Source organism: Mycobacterium alsense, assembly GCF_002086635.1.
GTDB lineage: Bacteria > Actinomycetota > Actinomycetes > Mycobacteriales > Mycobacteriaceae > Mycobacterium > Mycobacterium alsense.
On the sequence record NZ_MVHD01000008.1, the window covers coordinates 44788 to 60356 of the forward strand.

The following is a 15569-nucleotide window of genomic DNA, read 5'->3' on the forward strand; positions in this document are numbered from 1 at the left end:
ACCCACGCTCGCACGCGTCCGGCGCGAGAAGCCCGGGCAAAGCCAGGCCTCATACCCATCTCATATTTTCGCGACGGCTACGTTCGTGCCCGCTGTTCGGCGAACGCGAACGCCGCTTCCTCGTCGTCGAGTTCGAACTGACCAAGCAACGCGAGTCGCCGTCGCGGATCTCGATAACAAGGGTCCCGGTCCACGCATACTGCTCGGCTTCGGGCCCGACGGCTTCTCGGTCAAGGCGGGTAACACACCAGGTCGGCGATAGCCAGCACACCGCAGAGAGCCACGTCCGAACCGAGGCGACCATCGAGTACAGGTCGTCCAGGCTGGCGCGAAGCTGGCTGGCCGAGCGACTCGGGAAAGCCGATAGCGTCCGGTTCTCGACGCGCAGCTCCGGGAGGCTGAGCCCGCCGAACAACCGGTCGAAGTCGTGGTTGTTCAAGGCATCGATCGCGTCGGCCAGCGCGGCACCCGCCTCTGCGAACGGTGCGCCCTCGCCCGCGTAGTAGCGTCGCTCCAGCTCGCGATAGGCACCCTCGAAGTCGTCTTCGTCGAAGCGCCCGGCATACGTGATTCGTCCGTCATCCCCGACCTCGACCACGCGTAGGTGGGTTGTTTCGTTCCCGGCCTCGTCGGACCAGCGGCACCGGGACAGCTGCACCCGCTCACCGCGCACCGCCAGGATGCGGGCCTCGAATCGCTTGTACTGAGCCAGGACTCGTTCACCGGCCGCCAGTAGCGCCGCGCGGTCGTGAATCGGCTCGCCGCTGAGCCGGCGCCGATCATCGTAGGTGAACGCATCCGCGTAGAACTGGACGGCGGCCTCGGCGTTCCTTGCATCGAAGACCGCGTCCATCGCCCGGGTGGCGCGGTTGCTGACCGTAAGCCGGCTCCGTGTTGCTCGGATCCGCTCCTCGGCCAAGGCGAAAGCCGCTTCCTCATCGTCGGGTTCGAACGTGCACATGGACTGGATTCGACCGTCACGGATTTCGCCTACCATGATCCGCGTCCACGCGTGGAGCTCCCCTTCCGGCGCGCCGGCCTCCCGCTCAAACCGCGCAACACTCCACGCCGGCGACACCCAGCACACCGACGACAACCACATCCGCACCGAGCCGGCCATTTCTTTCAGCTCCCCGGAAGTGGCACGCAGGTCGGTAGCCGAACGATCCGGAAAAGCCGACCGCGACCGGGTCTCGAGGCGCATCTCAGGCGCCATGAGCTCGCCGAACGACCGGTCGTAGTCGCCTTGGTTGAAGGCGATCATGGCTTCTGTCGCGACGGCGCCCGGTTCGGCGAGCGCCGCGCCCTCGCCGGCGTAGTAGCGGCGCTCCAGCTCTCGGTAGGCGCCCTCGAAGTCGTCCTCGTCGAAGCGGCCGTCGTAACAAATGAGCCCGTCATCGCCGATCTCGACCACGTGCAGATGGGTGCTCTCGTTCCCCGCGTCATCGGACCAGCGGCTCCAGGACAGCTGCACGCGTTCACCGCGCACGGCCAGCGTGCGATCCTCGAATCGCTTGTATTGCAATAGGGCCCGTTCAGCGCTTGCGAGCAGCACCGCCGGGTCGTCCACCAGGCCGCCCCTGAGTCGGCGCCTGTCGTCGTGAATGCAGCGATCGGAATAGAACTCGACGGCGGCGTGTGCGTTCTGGGCCCGCAACGCGGTGAATACGTGGTTGTGTGCCCGGCTGGCGCAGTTGCTGACCGCAAGCCGGCTTGAGGTCGCCCGCACCCGCTCCTCGGCGAGGCCGAACGCCGCTTCCTCATCGTCCGGGTCGAAGTGGCATATCCATTCCACGCGGCCGTCGCGCACCCCGTACGCGAAGATGTGCGTCCACAGGTAGCGTTCGCCGTCCAGCCACACGGCCTCCCGCTCCTGGCGAACCACGCCACAGGTCGGCGACACCCAGCAGACGGCCGAGTGCCACATCCTGACGGACGCGACGCCCTCGTTCAGTGTTTCGACGCTGGTGCGAAATTCGGCAACCGAAAAGTCGGGAAAGACCGCGCGCGACCGGTTCTCCAGACGCATCTCGGGTGCGCTGAGTTCGCCGAACACGTGGTCCAAGTCGCCTTTGTTGAAGGCGGTCATGCAGTCAACCACGACGGCACCGGCCTCGCCGTACGCCGAGCCCTCGGCGGCGTAGTAGCGGCGCTCCAGCTCTCGGTAGGCGCTCTCGAAGTCGTCGTCCTCGTAGCGCCCGACATGTGTGATCCGCCCGTCATCGCCGACCTCGGTCACGCGCAGATGAGTAGTTTGATTCCCGGCCTCATCGGACCAGCGGCACCTGGACAGCTGCAGGCGTTCACCGCGCACCGCCAAGGTGTGTACCTCGAATTGCGAGTATTGGGCGAGGACTCGGTCAATGGCCCCGACCAGCGCCGCGCGGTCGCCGATCGGGTCGCCGCTGAATCGGCGCCGATCGTCGGAGGTGCCGCGATCCGAGTAGAACTCGACGGCGGCGGTCGCATCCCGGGCCCGCAGCGCGTCGATAACGCCGTCCATCGCCCGGCTGGCGCGGTTGCTGAGGGCGAGCCGGCTGGGTCTCGCTCGCATCCGCTCCTCGGCGAGGGCGAACGCCGCTGCCTCGTCGTCGATTTCGAACTCGCACATCGACTCGATTCGAACGTCACGGAACTCGACCACGTGGAGCCGCGTCCACGCGTACCGCTCGCCTCCGGGCCCGACGGCCTCGCGCTCCAGCCGGGTGACAGCGCGGGCCGACGACAGCCAGCACACCGCCGACAGCCACATCCGCACCGACCCCATCGTCGCGTCCAGCTCCTCGAAGCTGGCGCGAAGGTCACCGGCCGATTGATCCGGGAAACCCGACCGCGACCGGTTCTCCCAACGCATCTCGGGAAAGCTGAGCTCGCCGAACGCCCGGTCGAAGTCGCCCCGGTTGACGGCGGTGATGAAATCGGTCGCGACAGCGCCCGCCTCGGCGAACGCCGCGCCCCCGCCGGCGTAATACCGGCGTTCCAGCTCACCGTACGCACTCTCGAAGTCGTCCTCGTCGAAGCGACCTTCGTAGCAGACCCGCCCGTCATCGCCGACCTCGGTCACGTGCAGATATGCCGCCTCGTTGGTGGAGTCATCCGACCAGCGCGTCCACAGCAGCTGGAGGCGTTCGCCCCGCACGGCCAGCGTGCGCCACTCCACGTGGCCGTACTGATCGTGGAGGCGCTCCGCGGCCGCACGGATCCCACCCGTGAGTGGGTCACCGGCGAGACGACGCCGGTCTTCGTAGACATGCCGGTCCTGGTAGGTCGCCGCCACGGCGTCGATGTCTCCGGCTCGCATCGCCAACAATGCGCGATCGCTGAGGGCGCTCGCACGGTTCGCGACGGCCAGGCGTGACTGCGCCGCGCCGGCCGCCTTGGGCGCGTCTTGTTCGACCGGCCGCGCGATCGCGCCCTGCGCCTCCTTCGCCGCGTACAACGCCTCGGCGTGACGCCGCGCGTCGGCCGCGCCCGGCGCGTCACCGGCCGCGGCCAGCACCCGCCCGAGTGCGCGGCAGGCATCGGCGTGGTCGAGGACGAGGTCGGTCCCGGCGGCGACGGCGACCGCGTCCCGTGCCATCGCGACGGCTTCGTCGTAGCGGCGCCGTGCCGCCAGGATCTCGGCCCGCACCGCGCGCCACGCGATGGCCGTCTTCAGGTTGTGCCCGGCGAGGTGCTCGCTTTCGGAGGCGTACCGGTCGGCTTCGTCGACGCGGCCCTGGGCGAGCACCGATCGTGCCAGCAGGGCGGCGGCCAGGCCGGCGTCGGCGCCCACACCCAACGCGTCCAGGCCCTGCAGAGCGGCCCGGAGGTGCGGCTCGGCCGCAACCGGGTCGCCGCCCATCAACTCGATGATCCCGGCGAAGAGCTCGGTCTCCATCAGCCCGTGCCGCAAACCGAGCTCGGCGACGATCTGATGGGCGTCGGCCAGCATCGAGCGGGCCTTGTCGGGTCGCCCGCGCAGCAGCTCGAGTACCGCCAGGCAGCGCAGCGAGGTCGCCTCGAGCGACGGCGTCGCCGTGGTCATGCGCTGCATCCGAACCACGTCGAGGCACCGCCCGCCCGCCTTGGGCACCGGGCTGGGTCCCCACAGCGCGGCATTGGGCGCCGCGGCGAGCGCCGCGGTGGTCCGCCGGTGGTCCCCGGCCTGCCGCGCCGCGACCAGTGACTCGAACAGGTCGACCTCGCAGTCGCCGATCCGGCCGAGCCGGGCCCGCGCACCCGCGCGCACCTGGTGTGCCTTGGCCAGCCCGGCCTGGTCCCCCCGCCGGGAGAACTCATCGATCGCGCCCTGCAGGCGGGCGTCGGCCTCCAACAACCGCTCCGGATCGGTGTAGACGACGAATTGGCACCGGTAGCAGGTCGCCCACGGTTCGAGCGCCTCGCCGGCGATGCGCTCCAGGTCGTCGACGAGCGGCGCCCCGGCGGCGACGTCGCCGGCGGCGAGGAACGCTTCACAGCCGACCATCAGCAGTTCGGCGTGCAGCGCCTCGTCGGCGGCGGCCAGGGCCGCGCCGCGTGCCGCCTGGGTGCCGGCCGAGACGAGTTGGTCACGGTCCAGCGCGCGGCGTGCCGAGGTTGCGTAGCCGCGCGCCGACCGGAGCGCGAGCGCCGCGGTGTGCTCGTCGTGCACGCCGAGGTCCAGGCGGTACCTGTGCGCGTAGTCCAGATGCCGGGCGACCATCTCGTGGGCGTCGAACGCAAGGCTCGCCCCGCCCGATTCCACCCACGCGGCGAGGCGCTCGTGCAGCTCCGCGCGGTCCGACTTCAACAGCCGGCGGTAGGCGACGTCGCGAATCAGGACATGGTGAAACCGCCAGACCGGCTCGTCGCCGATGTAGGCTCCGCTCGGCTGCGCGAGTTCAAGGCGGCGCAGCCGGTCCAGCGAGGCCCTGATGTCGACACCGCGTTCCTCCAGGGCGCAGACCGCCGTCGGCGAGAAGTCGGTGCCGACCACCGACGCGATCTCCAGCACGCGCCGATCCCTCGCGTCGAGTCGCTCCAGCCGCGACGCCAGCAGCGCCTGGATGGTGGGCGGGATGGTGATGGCGTCGGCGTCGATGGTCAGCCGCCAACCGGCCGGGTCGGCCACGAGGACCTCGTCGTGCACGAGCATTCCGAGCAGCTCGCGGACGAACAGGGGGTTGCCTCCGGTCGATGACGGCAGGCGGCTCACCAGCTCCTGCGGCAGCCGGGAGGCGCCCAGGACGCCGGCCGCGAGCTCGGCTGTCGCGTCGGGGCCGAGGCCGCCGAGGTGGAACGCCTCGGATACCCATCCGACGAGATCGGGTCGGGCCTCGCGCAGCTCGGGCCGGGCCAGCGCCACCACGAGAACCGGCACGTCCTTGACCCACTCCGCGAGGTGCTCGACGAAGTCGACGAGCAGGGTGTCGGCCCAGTGCAGGTCGTCGAGAATGACGATCAGCGGCTCATCGGACGCCAGCACCTCGACGAAGCGGCGCAGCGCCCAGAACGTCTCCTCCACCGATGCGGGGACGCCGGCCGCCAGGCCCTCGAGGTCGCTGAGCACGCGGTCCCGCTCGGGGACGCCGACGGGGAGGTCGGCATCGAGGTCGCGGGCCCGCAGTATCTCGACGATCGGCGCCAGCGCCACGGTCTGCTCGGCGTCGCACCGGGCCGCCACGACGCGAGCGCCGGGCCGCGACTCGACGAACTCCGCCGCCAAGCGGCTCTTGCCGACGCCCGGGTCACCGATGACCGTGACCAACCGCGCCGCCCGCGCCGCGACCGCGTCGTCGAAAGCGGCACCGAGCCGCCCGAGCTCGTCGGCCCTGCCGACGAAGACGGCGGAGTCGGCGGCTTCGGATTGGCGGCCGAGCCACTGGTAGACGGCCACGGACGCGGTCCGGCCCTTGACGTGCACCTGGCCGAGGGCGTCGTAGGAGTGCCGGCCGCGGGTCGACCGCCACGTCTCCCCGCCGACGACGACGTGCCCGCGCGGGCATTCGGCCTCGAGCCGCGCCGCGACGTTCACGGCGTCGCCGACGAGATCGGCGTCGCCGGTGCCGACGACGACCTCACCGGTGTTCACCGCGACCCGCAGGGCGAGATCGACGCCGTGCGCGTGCGACACGTCGGCGGCGAGGTCGACGAAGCGCTCTTGCAGCTCGACGGCGGCATCGACCGCCCGCCCGGCGTCGTCGGGACCGATCTCGGGAACGCCCCACACGGCCATGAATCCGTCGCCGATGTATTTGGTCACGCCCGCGCGATTGCGTTCGGCAGTCGAGCGAAGCAGGTCGTGGTAACGGCCGATGACCTCGCGTGCCGTCTCCGCATCGACCCGCTCCTCGAAGCTGGTCGAACCGGCCAGATCGGCGAACATCACCGTCACGGTCTTGCGCGCCGCGGCCCGCGCCGGCCCCGGCTCCGGGCGATCCCGATCCTCGAGCGGCGCCCCGCACGCCCGGCAGAATCGCGCGGTGGCACTGGCCTCCACGCCGCAGGACGGACACGCCCGGCCGAGCGACCCGCCGCACCCCTCGCAGAAGCGGGCGTCGTCTTCGTTGTCAGTGCCGCACGAGGCGCAGGTGCGGCCCTGTCGCGGATCGGACATGTCAGTCGGGCCTCAGCGACAGGGCGTCATGGTCCTCGATCGCCGCGGCGGTGCGGTCGAGGATGGTGCGGAGCAGCTGTAGCTGGCGGTCGTTGGCCACGTCGATCCGGCCGGAGGCAATCACCGGGTAGATGAAGCACCACGCCGTGTTGAGCCGGTAGTCGCGCCACAGCTCGTCGCGGGGGTAGTCGATACCGTGCTCGGCGAGCACCTCGGCATACCGCTCGATGAGCCGGCCTTCGCAGCCGCGCCGCGTTTCGGTGACCAGGCTCTGGCACAAGAAATACCCGACATCGTAGGCAGCCCGGCCTTTCGAGGTGACCTGCCAGTCCAGCGCCGTCACCGGTGGATCGCCCGCATCGACGGCGAAGAACAGCTGGTCGAGGCGCAAGTCGCCGTGCAGGAAGGTGCGGGGCGGCCGCGCGAGCTCCTGCAGGAACCATGGAATGAGCGCGGAAAACCGCTCCCCGAAGGCACGCAGCTGCGGGGACAGGTCAAAGCCCACTCGTTCGAGGAAGCGTGGCCACGCGGCCTCGAAGTTGCCGGCCAGCACTGCCGGGAAGGGCGCGCTGCTCAACGGCTTCAGCCACGGCAAAGCCGCGAGGCGATCGGTCTCCCACCAGTGGGCGTGGTGGCCGGCGATGGCCTCGACGACTGTTTCGGCATCCGCGGCGGCGCAGCCGGCGATCTGATCGGCGACGCGAAGTCGGCCGAGATCCTCGAGTACGAGCACGAAATCGTGTGTCGTCTCGTCGAACGCCGCAAAGTACGGACGCGGCGGCCGCAACGGGTTGGCGTGGCCAATCTCTTGATAGAAGCGCACCTCACGGAGGTAAAACTCGAGGTCCTCGCAGACGGCCGTCCGGGCTTCGGTGTCCACCAGCGGCAGCTTCACCACCACCGATTGCGGCACACCCGACTCGCCTTGCAGATGCGCACGGTACAAGCGGCCGAGCAGTCCGACGCCGATGCCGATTTGTTCGAGCCGGCATTCCCGCACGTCGGCGCGCAGCACCTCGCTGAGCCATTCCGCCGTCACGGACGAGGGGTCAACGGGGAACGCTGCCATCGGCCCGACCTCCATCTGGACGACGCAATCTTACGAAATTCTGGGAATGTGCTGCGAATTTCGCCGATCTGGCATCGCTGACCTGGCGCACCGCGGCACCTCAGTTCCGAGAGGCACGTCGATCGCCATAACGCCAGCGCGCGCGGCCGCGCGCCCCTACTGTTCTGACATGCAGACGGTCTTGTTCGTGCTGGGCCTGGTCCTGTTCTTGATCGGCTTGCTTACCGGGTTCGCCGTCCCGGCACTGAAGAACCCGCGCATGGCGCTGTCGAGCCACCTCGAGGCGGTCATCAACGGCATGTTCCTCGTGATACTCGGCCTGCTCTGGCCGCACATCCACCTGTCCCGAGCGTGGGGGGTCACGGCGGTCGCCCTGATCGTGTACGCCGGCTACGCGAACTGGCTGGCCTCGCTGCTCGCAGCGGCATGGGGCGCGGGCCGCAGGCTCGCGCCCATCGCCGCCGCCGGCCACGAGGCCCCGGCGGCGAAGGAAGGGCTCGTCAGCCTTCTGTTGATCTCCCTGGCGCTGGCGATCGTGTTCGGCGTGGGCATCGTGATCGTCGGGCTATTCGGGCGATGACGAAATCCAAAGGGCAACGTCGAGGCCGAAAACCTTTGTGGGAGCTGACTTGCCGGGTCAGCTCGCGCCCGCGGCGATCACCTCGTTCACCTCGAGGGCCCGGTCCGCCATCTCGGCGTGTGCCTTGTCGAGGGCGTCGGCCTGGTCCTCGTCGGCCTTCATCAGCGCCTCGATGTCGAAGGCGGCCATGTCGAGGACACCCATGTCCCGGAAGGCCTTCTGCACCTTGTCTCCCCACAGCCCGATGTCCTTGACGATCGGCACGATGCGGCTGAACAGATGCGAGCGGAACTGGATCATCAGCGGCGACGCGTCGACCCACGCGGCGCATTCTTGGACGTCCATGCCGAGGGTCTCGAAGACCTCCTCGCCGCGGAACCGGTCGCGCATCAGGTAGCAGGCGTCCACGACGAACTCCTCGCGCTCGTCGCGCTCGGCCTCGGTCAGCGCGGCGTAGTAGTCCTTCAGCGAGATGCGGCCGAAGGCGACGTGCCGGGCCTCGTCCTGCATGACGTAGGCCAGCACCTTCTTGGCCAGCGAATCCTGCGGCGCCATGTCACGCAGCACCCCGAAGGCGGCGAGTGCGAGCCCCTCGATGAGCACCTGCATGCCGAGATAGGGCATGTCCCAACGCGCGTCGCGCAGGGTGTCGTCCAGCAGCGCGGTCAGGTGCTTGTTGATCGGGTAGACCAGGCCGACTTTCTCCTGCAGGAATCGCGAGAACGCCTCGACGTGCCGGGCCTCGTCCATGGTCTGGGTGGCCGCGTAGAACTTCGCGTCCAGATCCGGAACCACCTCGACGATCTTGGCCGCGCACACCATCGCACCCTGCTCGCCGTGCAGGAACTGGGAGAACTGCCAGGCCTGGAAGTGCTGGCGCAGTTCATCGCGGCGCGCCTCGTCGGCGGCCTCCCACATCGGGCTGGCGAACAGCGGATGGAACTCGTCGGGCAGCCCGACGGGGTTCATCGGGTCGACGTCCTGGGCCCAGTCGATGCGCGACTGGGCATCCCACTGCTTGTCCTTGCCCTTCTGGTACAGCGAAAGGAGCCGGGCGCGCCCCTCGTCGTACTCCCACGTGAAGCGCGCGTCGCCGGCGCTGGGAACCTCCCACGAATAAGGCTCGGGCACGTCCGTGTACTTGTCCCGCGTGGTCATGAGCCACTACCTCTCTGCTCCGTGTGACCAGTGGTCATATGACGAGTATCACACTGCACCCGATGCGTGCGGCGCGTCAACCCCGACGCGCGGGCTAACCGACCGCGGCCGGCTCCAGGCCGAAAAGGTGTGTGGGCGTCGACTTGCCCTTCAGCGCGTGAGGGCCCCGGTCGGTGAGGCCGGGCGGTGGAGAAACCAGGGCGTCGACGGTCTGCTGGGTGAGCAGGATCGCGTCGCCGGTGGTTTTGGTCAGCTGCTCGACGCGGGCCGCGACGTTGACGGCGTCACCGATCAAGGTGAACTCCAGCTTGCCCGCGGCGCCGATCGTCCCGGCGATCACCTTGCCGGTGTTGATCCCGATGCCGATGCGAAGCTCCCCGCCGAAGCGCTCGGCCACAAGCCGATGGATCCGCACCGCCGCCGCCACCGCGGCCTCGGCATGATCCGCAAGATCATTGGGGGCACCGAACACCGCCAGCGCGCCATCCCCCAGGAACTTGTTGACATGCCCCCCGGCGTCCACCACGGCCGGCACCACGATCTCGAACAGCGCATTGAGCCGCGCCACCGTGTCCTCGGCACTGTTGGCCTCCGCGAACGGGGTGAAGTCACGAATGTCGACAAACATCACCGTCACCTCGCGACGCTCCCCGCTGAACACGTCGTCGCCCTGCTCGAGCAACCGCGCCGCCAAGGCCGGATCAACATAGGTACCGAACGCGGCCTGAAGACGTTGCCGCTCAGCCAAACCCGCCTGCATCCGATTGAACGACGCCGCCAACGCACCCAAATCATCGTCCTGCACCACCGGCAACCGTCGCGAGTAATCCCCGGCCGCAACACGTTTCGTGCCCTCGGCAAGATCGCGAATGGGTTGCAGCATTGGCGAGTACGCGGCCCACAGCGACGGCCCGATGACGAGCACCAGGACACCACCGATCACCATGGCGAGGGCGGGGCCGTGGCTCGTCAGGTCCAGTACGGCCCCCAGGATCGCGCCCGCGACGGCGAACGCGAACCCGACCGCGAGCATGGCCACGTTGGTCCAGATGGCGAACGTCGGGCGGGAGCGAGGCAGGGAATCGCCGATCCCGGTGTCCGAGACCATCGCGGTCCGGGCGGGTCGCAGGGTTTGTTCGGTGTAGCTGTGCAGAGTGATCAGCTGGCCGGCGGTCCCGACGACGGCGCCCAGAATCGCGTACTGGATGAGCCGCGACCCGCTGGCTCCCGCAATCATCCCGACACCGACGAACAGGGCCGCGATCCAGAAGAAGGTGACGACCACCCCCCTCGTGATCAGTTTCCGGCCATAGCTGTAGGTGGCACGCAGCGCGCTCTCTCGATCGACGTCTTCGCCGGCGGCCCACCGCTCGATGAGGCGGGGATCCCTGGCGCCGGGAGCTACCAGCACGCACAGGTACGCGAGCACGGCGACCGCGGTCACCGCGGCCGCCTCGGTGTAGCGATCGGACCTCTCGAAAGCGACGATGCCGAACGACCAGGCGAGATAGACCGGGAGCGCCACCGGGAGGGTGAGCGCCCAGCCCACCCACGAATACCTGGATTTGTACCGCTCCCACGCCAATTGCCAGATGCGATCCATGCCCATAGCGAAACACCCCCGGCGATGAACCGGGGGCGTTTCTTCGGCACTACATCAGGGCCGAATGTCAAGTCGGGGCGCCGCGATTGGTTTTCATGCGAGGACGGCCGGCATCGTCTCCCAGCCGCGAACCGTCGATGTCGTGGTCATGCGTGCCCGAGACATATCGATGTCCCACTCCGGGAAGCGGTTGAGCACCTCGTCGAGCGCCACGCGGCCCTCCATCCGGGCTAACGACGCTCCCAGGCAGTAGTGCACGCCAACGCCGAATCCGACATGGGCTCCGGCTTTGCGGTGAATGTCGAAGACGTCGCCATCGGGTGGGAACTGCCGGTGGTCGCGGTTTGCAGCACCGGCGAGCAACATCATGATGCTGCCAGCCGGCACGTGCTGTCCGTAATACTGCACATCGCGTGTGAGGGTGCGCGCGATGTGTGGCGCGGGGGGTTCGAAACGCAGCAGCTCCTCGATCGCGCCGGCAATCAGGCTGCGGTCGGCGGCCAGCTCCCGCCGTTGCTCGGGATGCTCGGCCAAAACCTTGCCCGCCCAACCGATTAGCCGGGTCGTTGTCTCGGCGCCGCCCGCGGCGACCAGCGTGATGCAAATCAGTAGTTCCTCGCGGGTCAGCCCCCGTGTCGTGCCGTCGAGGTCGGTGAATTGGACGCCGAGCAATTCGGTGACAACGTCGTCGGAGGGGTGTTCAGCGCGCCAATCGAGGTAGTCGGCGAACAACTGCCCCGTTTCCAGCCCTGAGGACGCCGCTTTCATTTTTCCGCCGGCCTCGGTGTTGACGTGACCCTCGGCGAGGTCGAGCACCTCCTGCCGCATCTCGTCGGGAATTCCCAGCAGCCTGCACACGACTCGCACCGGCATCTGGGCGCCCAGGTTGGCGATGAAGTCAAATTCACCGGTACCGACTAACGGATCGAGACTCTCGGCACAGAATTGCCGTGCGGTGGCCTCGACCTCGCGCATTTTGCGCGGCGTGAACATGCGAGAAAGGCTCTGGCGGTAGATGTCGTGAAGCGGCGGGTCCTCCATGAGAAACACTCCGGGCGGAATCGGCATGTCAGCCTTGATCAACTCGAGAATGTTGCCCCGGGCAGAGCTGAACGTCTCATGGTCATGCAGCGCCGCATGCACGTCGTCGAATCGGCTCAGCGCGTGAAAGTCGTGTCGTTCGTTGTAGGACAGCGGCGCCTCCTCGCGGAGCCGCTGAAACAGCGGATACGGATCGGCGTTGAGTTCGACATCGTAGGGGTCATAGGACAGTCCACTCGCGGTCTTGACACCCATGAATCTGCAACTCCCGTCATCGGACGCCAACCGTGCTCATCCTCACGCCGCACGGCATTTGGGTCAACGATCGAATAATTCGCCCGCCGCTCCGGTGGCAGATTCAAGCATCAAACGATTCAACGCCCGGGCGCTTCGGCGGTCATCGGGTGGACTAACCGTGGACGAACGTGACCGTCTCGTCGAGCGCGCGGCCCGTCCGCGTGTAACCGACCTCGGGGTCCTCGTACCCGATCGACATGCCGCAGAAGAGGATGAGCCCGTCCGGGGGCGACAGGATCTCCGCGACAGTCTTGCGATACACCGACCACGCCATCTGCGGGCAACTGTGCAGCCCTTCGGCGCGCAGCGGCAGCATGACGGTCTGCAGATACATGCCCACGTCGGCCCATCGGGGACGGCCCAGGTCGCGGTCGATATAGCAAAACAGGGCGGCCGGTGCGCGAAAACAGTCCCAGTTCGCGGAAGCGGCCCTCTGACGCGCCTCCCAGTCCTCGCGCTCAATGCCGAGTGCGCTGTAGCGCACGATTCGAAACCGTTTCCGACGTCGCCGGCGACGCTCGCCTCCGACCGTTGGCCTACATGCGAAAACTGTTGCGGTTCAGTACACAAGCCCCCAGGCCGGCATCGACACCTGGTGCTGATCCTCATCAGCCGTGGGCGGACCGTCATGGTCGAGCAGGTCTCTAACTCGATTATTCGCGGCATTCCCGTTAGCAGCGCCGTCATGGCAGTCTTCGAACTTGACGAATGGGGACGAATCCAGCAGTGGCGGGAAGCCTACGATCTGAAATCGGCGACCGACCAGATCGCAACTTCACCTCGCGGGGGTCACCCTGCCCGACCGGGTTCAGGTCAACCGTGGCCGCGACTATTACCTGCAGTCGTCCGCTTCGTGACTTACTTCTCGACCACTGCCGTCTCACTGCTGGCGATTGCCGCCTAACGCGACAATGAATGTCTGCGACGCCAGGCCGAGAATTATCGCAATAGCTGGTGTCTGGAGCGGGGATCTCGGCGCGGCGCGGAAACGAAACACCCCCGGGGGTCGGAACCGGGGGTGTTTCTTCGGCACTACCTAGTGGTGATGGTGGTGGTGGTGCCCGTGGCCATGGCCGTGGCCGTGGTCGTCGTCCTCGTCGGCCGGCTTCTCGACGACCGCGGTCTCGGTGGTGAGGACCATCCGCGCCACCGACGCCGCGTTGACAACGGCCGACCGGGTGACCTTGACCGGGTCGATGACGCCTGCACCGACCAGGTCGCCGTAGCTGAGCGTGTCCGCGTTCAGCCCTTGCCCGGCGGGCAGTTCGGCGACCTTGCTGACGGCGACCGCGCCGTCCAGCCCGGCGTTGGTGGCGATCCAGTACAGCGGCGCCGCCAGCGCCTCGGAGAACACGTCGACCCCGAGCGCCTCGTCGTCGGACAGCGTCGAACGCAGCTCCGCAAGCGCCTTGCGGGCGTGGATGAGCGCCGTCCCGCCGCCCGCCACGATGCCCTCTTCAACAGCGGCCTTGGCGGCGGCCACGGCGTCCTCGACGCTTTCCTTGCGCTCCTTGAGCGCCGTCTCGGTGGCCGCGCCCACCTTGATGACGGCCACGCCGCCGGCCAGCTTGGCCAGCCGCTCCTGCAGCTTCTCGCGATCCCAGTCGGAGTCGCTCTTCTCGATCTCGGCGCGCAGCTGGTTGATGCGGTTGGCCACGGCGTCCTTGGTGCCGCCGCCGTCGACGATGATGGTGTCGTCCTTGCCGACCACCACGCGGCGGGCCGAGCCCAGCACTTCGGTGCCGACCTCGCGCAGCAGCAGCCCGGCGTCGGGGTTGATCACCTGGCCGCCGGTGACCACCGCGAGGTCCTCGAGGAACGCCTTGCGCCGGTCGCCAAAGAAGGGCGCCTTGACCGCAACGGCCTTCAGCGTCTTGCGGATCGAGTTGACGACCAGCGTCGCCAGCGCCTCGCCCTCGACGTCCTCGGCGATGATGAGCAGCGGCTTGCCGGATTCGGCGACCTTCTCGAGCATGGGCAGCAGGTCGGGCAGCGAGCTGACCTTCTCCTGATGCAGCAGGATCAGCGGGTCCTCGAGCACGGCCTCCTGGGAGTCGAAGTCGGTCACGAAATACGCCGACAGGAAGCCCTTGTCGAAGCCGACGCCCTCGGTGAACTCCAGCTCGGTGTTCATCGTCGAGGATTCCTCGACGCTCACGACGCCGTCGGCGCCGACCTTGGTCATCGCCTCGCCCACCAGCTCGCCGATCTGCTGGTCGCGCGACGACACCGTGGCCACCTGCGCGATCGCCTCCTTGCCCGTCACCGGGGTGGCCTCGGCGAGCAGCGCCTCGGACACCGCGTCGCCGGCCTTGCCGATCCCGATGCCCAGCGCGATCGGGTTGGCGCCGGCGGCGACCATGCGCAGGCCGTCCTTGACCAGCGCCTGCGCCAGCACGGTCGCCGTGGTGGTGCCGTCACCGGCGACGTCGTTGGTCTTGGTGGCCACCGACTTCACCAGCTGGGCGCCCAGGTTCTCGAACGGGTCCTCCAGGTCGATCTCGCGAGCCACGGTGACGCCGTCATTGGTCACCGTCGGGCCGCCGAATGCCTTGGCCAACACCACATGCCGGCCGCGCGGGCCCAGCGTCACCCGGACCGCGTCGGCGAGCTTGTTCACGCCCGCCTCCATGGCGCGGCGCGCGGTTTCGTCGTACTCGATAACTTTGCTCATCAGGCTCCTTAGCAACGCATGCCGCCCCGGAAATCACCCGCGGTCATGCGGGGATCGCCGGGGCGGGACACGGTCCTTACTTGGCTACGACAGCCAGCACGTCGCGGGCGGACAGGATCAGGTACTCCTCGCCGTTGTACTTGATCTCGGTGCCGCCGTACTTGCTGTAGATGACGGTGTCACCCTCCGAGACGTCCAGCGGGATCCGCTTCTCGCCGTCCTCGTCCCAGCGGCCGGGGCCGACGGCGACGACGGTGCCTTCCTGCGGCTTCTCCTTGGCGGTGTCGGGAATGACCAGACCGGACGCGGTCGTGGTCTCGGCCTCGTTGGCCTGCACGAGAATCTTGTCCTCGAGTGGCTTGATGTTCACCTTCGCCACGATTGGAGCCCTCCACTAGTTCGATCGGGCCGGGGCCTGCGCCCCGACGGTTTGTTGCGGGTCCGGGGCCTGCGCCCCGGCCGGAGTTGGCGGTCGGTCCGGGGTGAGCCCCGAACCGCCCGAATTATCAGTGATGCGGCATCCTTCCGAGCCCTCGCGCCGTCGTCGCGGGTGCCGGCACAGGGCTCGGC

The 15569-nt window shown here is 68.3% G+C and carries 9 protein-coding genes and 1 pseudogene; 2 read left to right on the forward strand and 8 right to left on the reverse strand.

Translation table 11 applies throughout. The annotated features are described in order from the left end of the window. Positions 1-49: 49 nt before the first annotated feature. Together BST11_RS07360 and BST11_RS07365 are read right to left on the reverse strand one after the other, a co-directional pair. Positions 50-6577 (reverse strand): ATP-binding protein, encoded by a 6528-nt coding sequence (locus BST11_RS07360; protein WP_244897562.1) that lies wholly within the window; start codon positions 6575-6577, stop codon positions 50-52. 1 nt (position 6578) lies between these two features. Continuing rightward, on the reverse strand, positions 6579-7646 hold the full coding sequence (locus BST11_RS07365) for a protein kinase family protein (RefSeq protein ID WP_083137358.1): 1068 nt from the start codon (positions 7644-7646) through the stop codon (positions 6579-6581). A 169-nt stretch (positions 7647-7815) separates the two neighbouring features. Here BST11_RS07365 and BST11_RS07370 point away from each other — a divergent pair, with 169 nt between their 5' ends. Beyond that, positions 7816-8226, forward strand: coding sequence for a hydrogenase (locus tag BST11_RS07370; protein ID WP_083137294.1), 411 nt, complete (start codon positions 7816-7818; stop codon positions 8224-8226). A 57-nt stretch (positions 8227-8283) separates the two neighbouring features. Here BST11_RS07370 and BST11_RS07375 read toward each other — a convergent pair whose 3' ends face one another. The 4 genes and pseudogenes from BST11_RS07375 to BST11_RS07390 form a co-directional block, all read right to left on the reverse strand. Beyond that, on the reverse strand, positions 8284-9384 hold the full coding sequence (locus BST11_RS07375) for a ferritin-like domain-containing protein (protein WP_083137295.1): 1101 nt from the start codon (positions 9382-9384) through the stop codon (positions 8284-8286). A gap of 94 nt (positions 9385-9478) precedes the next feature. Further along, on the reverse strand, positions 9479-10987 hold the full coding sequence (locus BST11_RS07380) for an adenylate/guanylate cyclase domain-containing protein (protein WP_083137359.1): 1509 nt from the start codon (positions 10985-10987) through the stop codon (positions 9479-9481). Between the two features lie 93 nt (positions 10988-11080). Further along, positions 11081-12283 carry a cytochrome P450 gene (locus tag BST11_RS07385; RefSeq protein ID WP_083137296.1) on the reverse strand — a complete coding sequence of 401 codons (1203 nt, stop codon included), beginning with the start codon at positions 12281-12283 and terminating at the stop codon, positions 11081-11083. A gap of 154 nt (positions 12284-12437) precedes the next feature. Continuing rightward, positions 12438-12830 (reverse strand): annotated as a pseudogene (locus BST11_RS07390) (nitroreductase family protein); the annotation flags it as partial. 90 nt (positions 12831-12920) lie between these two features. On the opposite strand from BST11_RS07390, the gene BST11_RS27040 reads away from it, so the two are divergent. Then, positions 12921-13229, forward strand: a complete 309-nt coding sequence (locus BST11_RS27040; RefSeq protein ID WP_142276232.1) for a hypothetical protein — start codon at positions 12921-12923, stop codon at positions 13227-13229. A 132-nt stretch (positions 13230-13361) separates the two neighbouring features. On the opposite strand, the gene groL is transcribed toward BST11_RS27040, so the two are convergent. After that, positions 13362-14999: a chaperonin GroEL gene (gene groL, locus BST11_RS07395; RefSeq protein WP_083137297.1), complete on the reverse strand. Its 1638-nt coding sequence runs from the start codon at positions 14997-14999 to the stop codon at positions 13362-13364. Between the two features lie 76 nt (positions 15000-15075). Continuing rightward, on the reverse strand, positions 15076-15378 hold the full coding sequence (gene groES, locus BST11_RS07400; RefSeq protein ID WP_067323081.1) for a co-chaperone GroES: 303 nt from the start codon (positions 15376-15378) through the stop codon (positions 15076-15078). Positions 15379-15569 lie beyond the last annotated feature (191 nt).

Coding starts and splice junctions, on each gene's coding strand:
- BST11_RS07360 (WP_244897562.1), bottom strand. CDS start 6,577: ATGTCCGATCCGCGACAGGGCCGCACCTGCGCCTCGTGCGGCACTGAC.
- BST11_RS07365 (WP_083137358.1), bottom strand. CDS start 7,646: ATGGCAGCGTTCCCCGTTGACCCCTCGTCCGTGACGGCGGAATGGCTC.
- BST11_RS07370 (WP_083137294.1), top strand. CDS start 7,816: ATGCAGACGGTCTTGTTCGTGCTGGGCCTGGTCCTGTTCTTGATCGGC.
- BST11_RS07375 (WP_083137295.1), bottom strand. CDS start 9,384: ATGACCACGCGGGACAAGTACACGGACGTGCCCGAGCCTTATTCGTGG.
- BST11_RS07380 (WP_083137359.1), bottom strand. CDS start 10,987: ATGGATCGCATCTGGCAATTGGCGTGGGAGCGGTACAAATCCAGGTAT.
- BST11_RS07385 (WP_083137296.1), bottom strand. CDS start 12,283: ATGGGTGTCAAGACCGCGAGTGGACTGTCCTATGACCCCTACGATGTC.
- groL (WP_083137297.1), bottom strand. CDS start 14,999: ATGAGCAAAGTTATCGAGTACGACGAAACCGCGCGCCGCGCCATGGAG.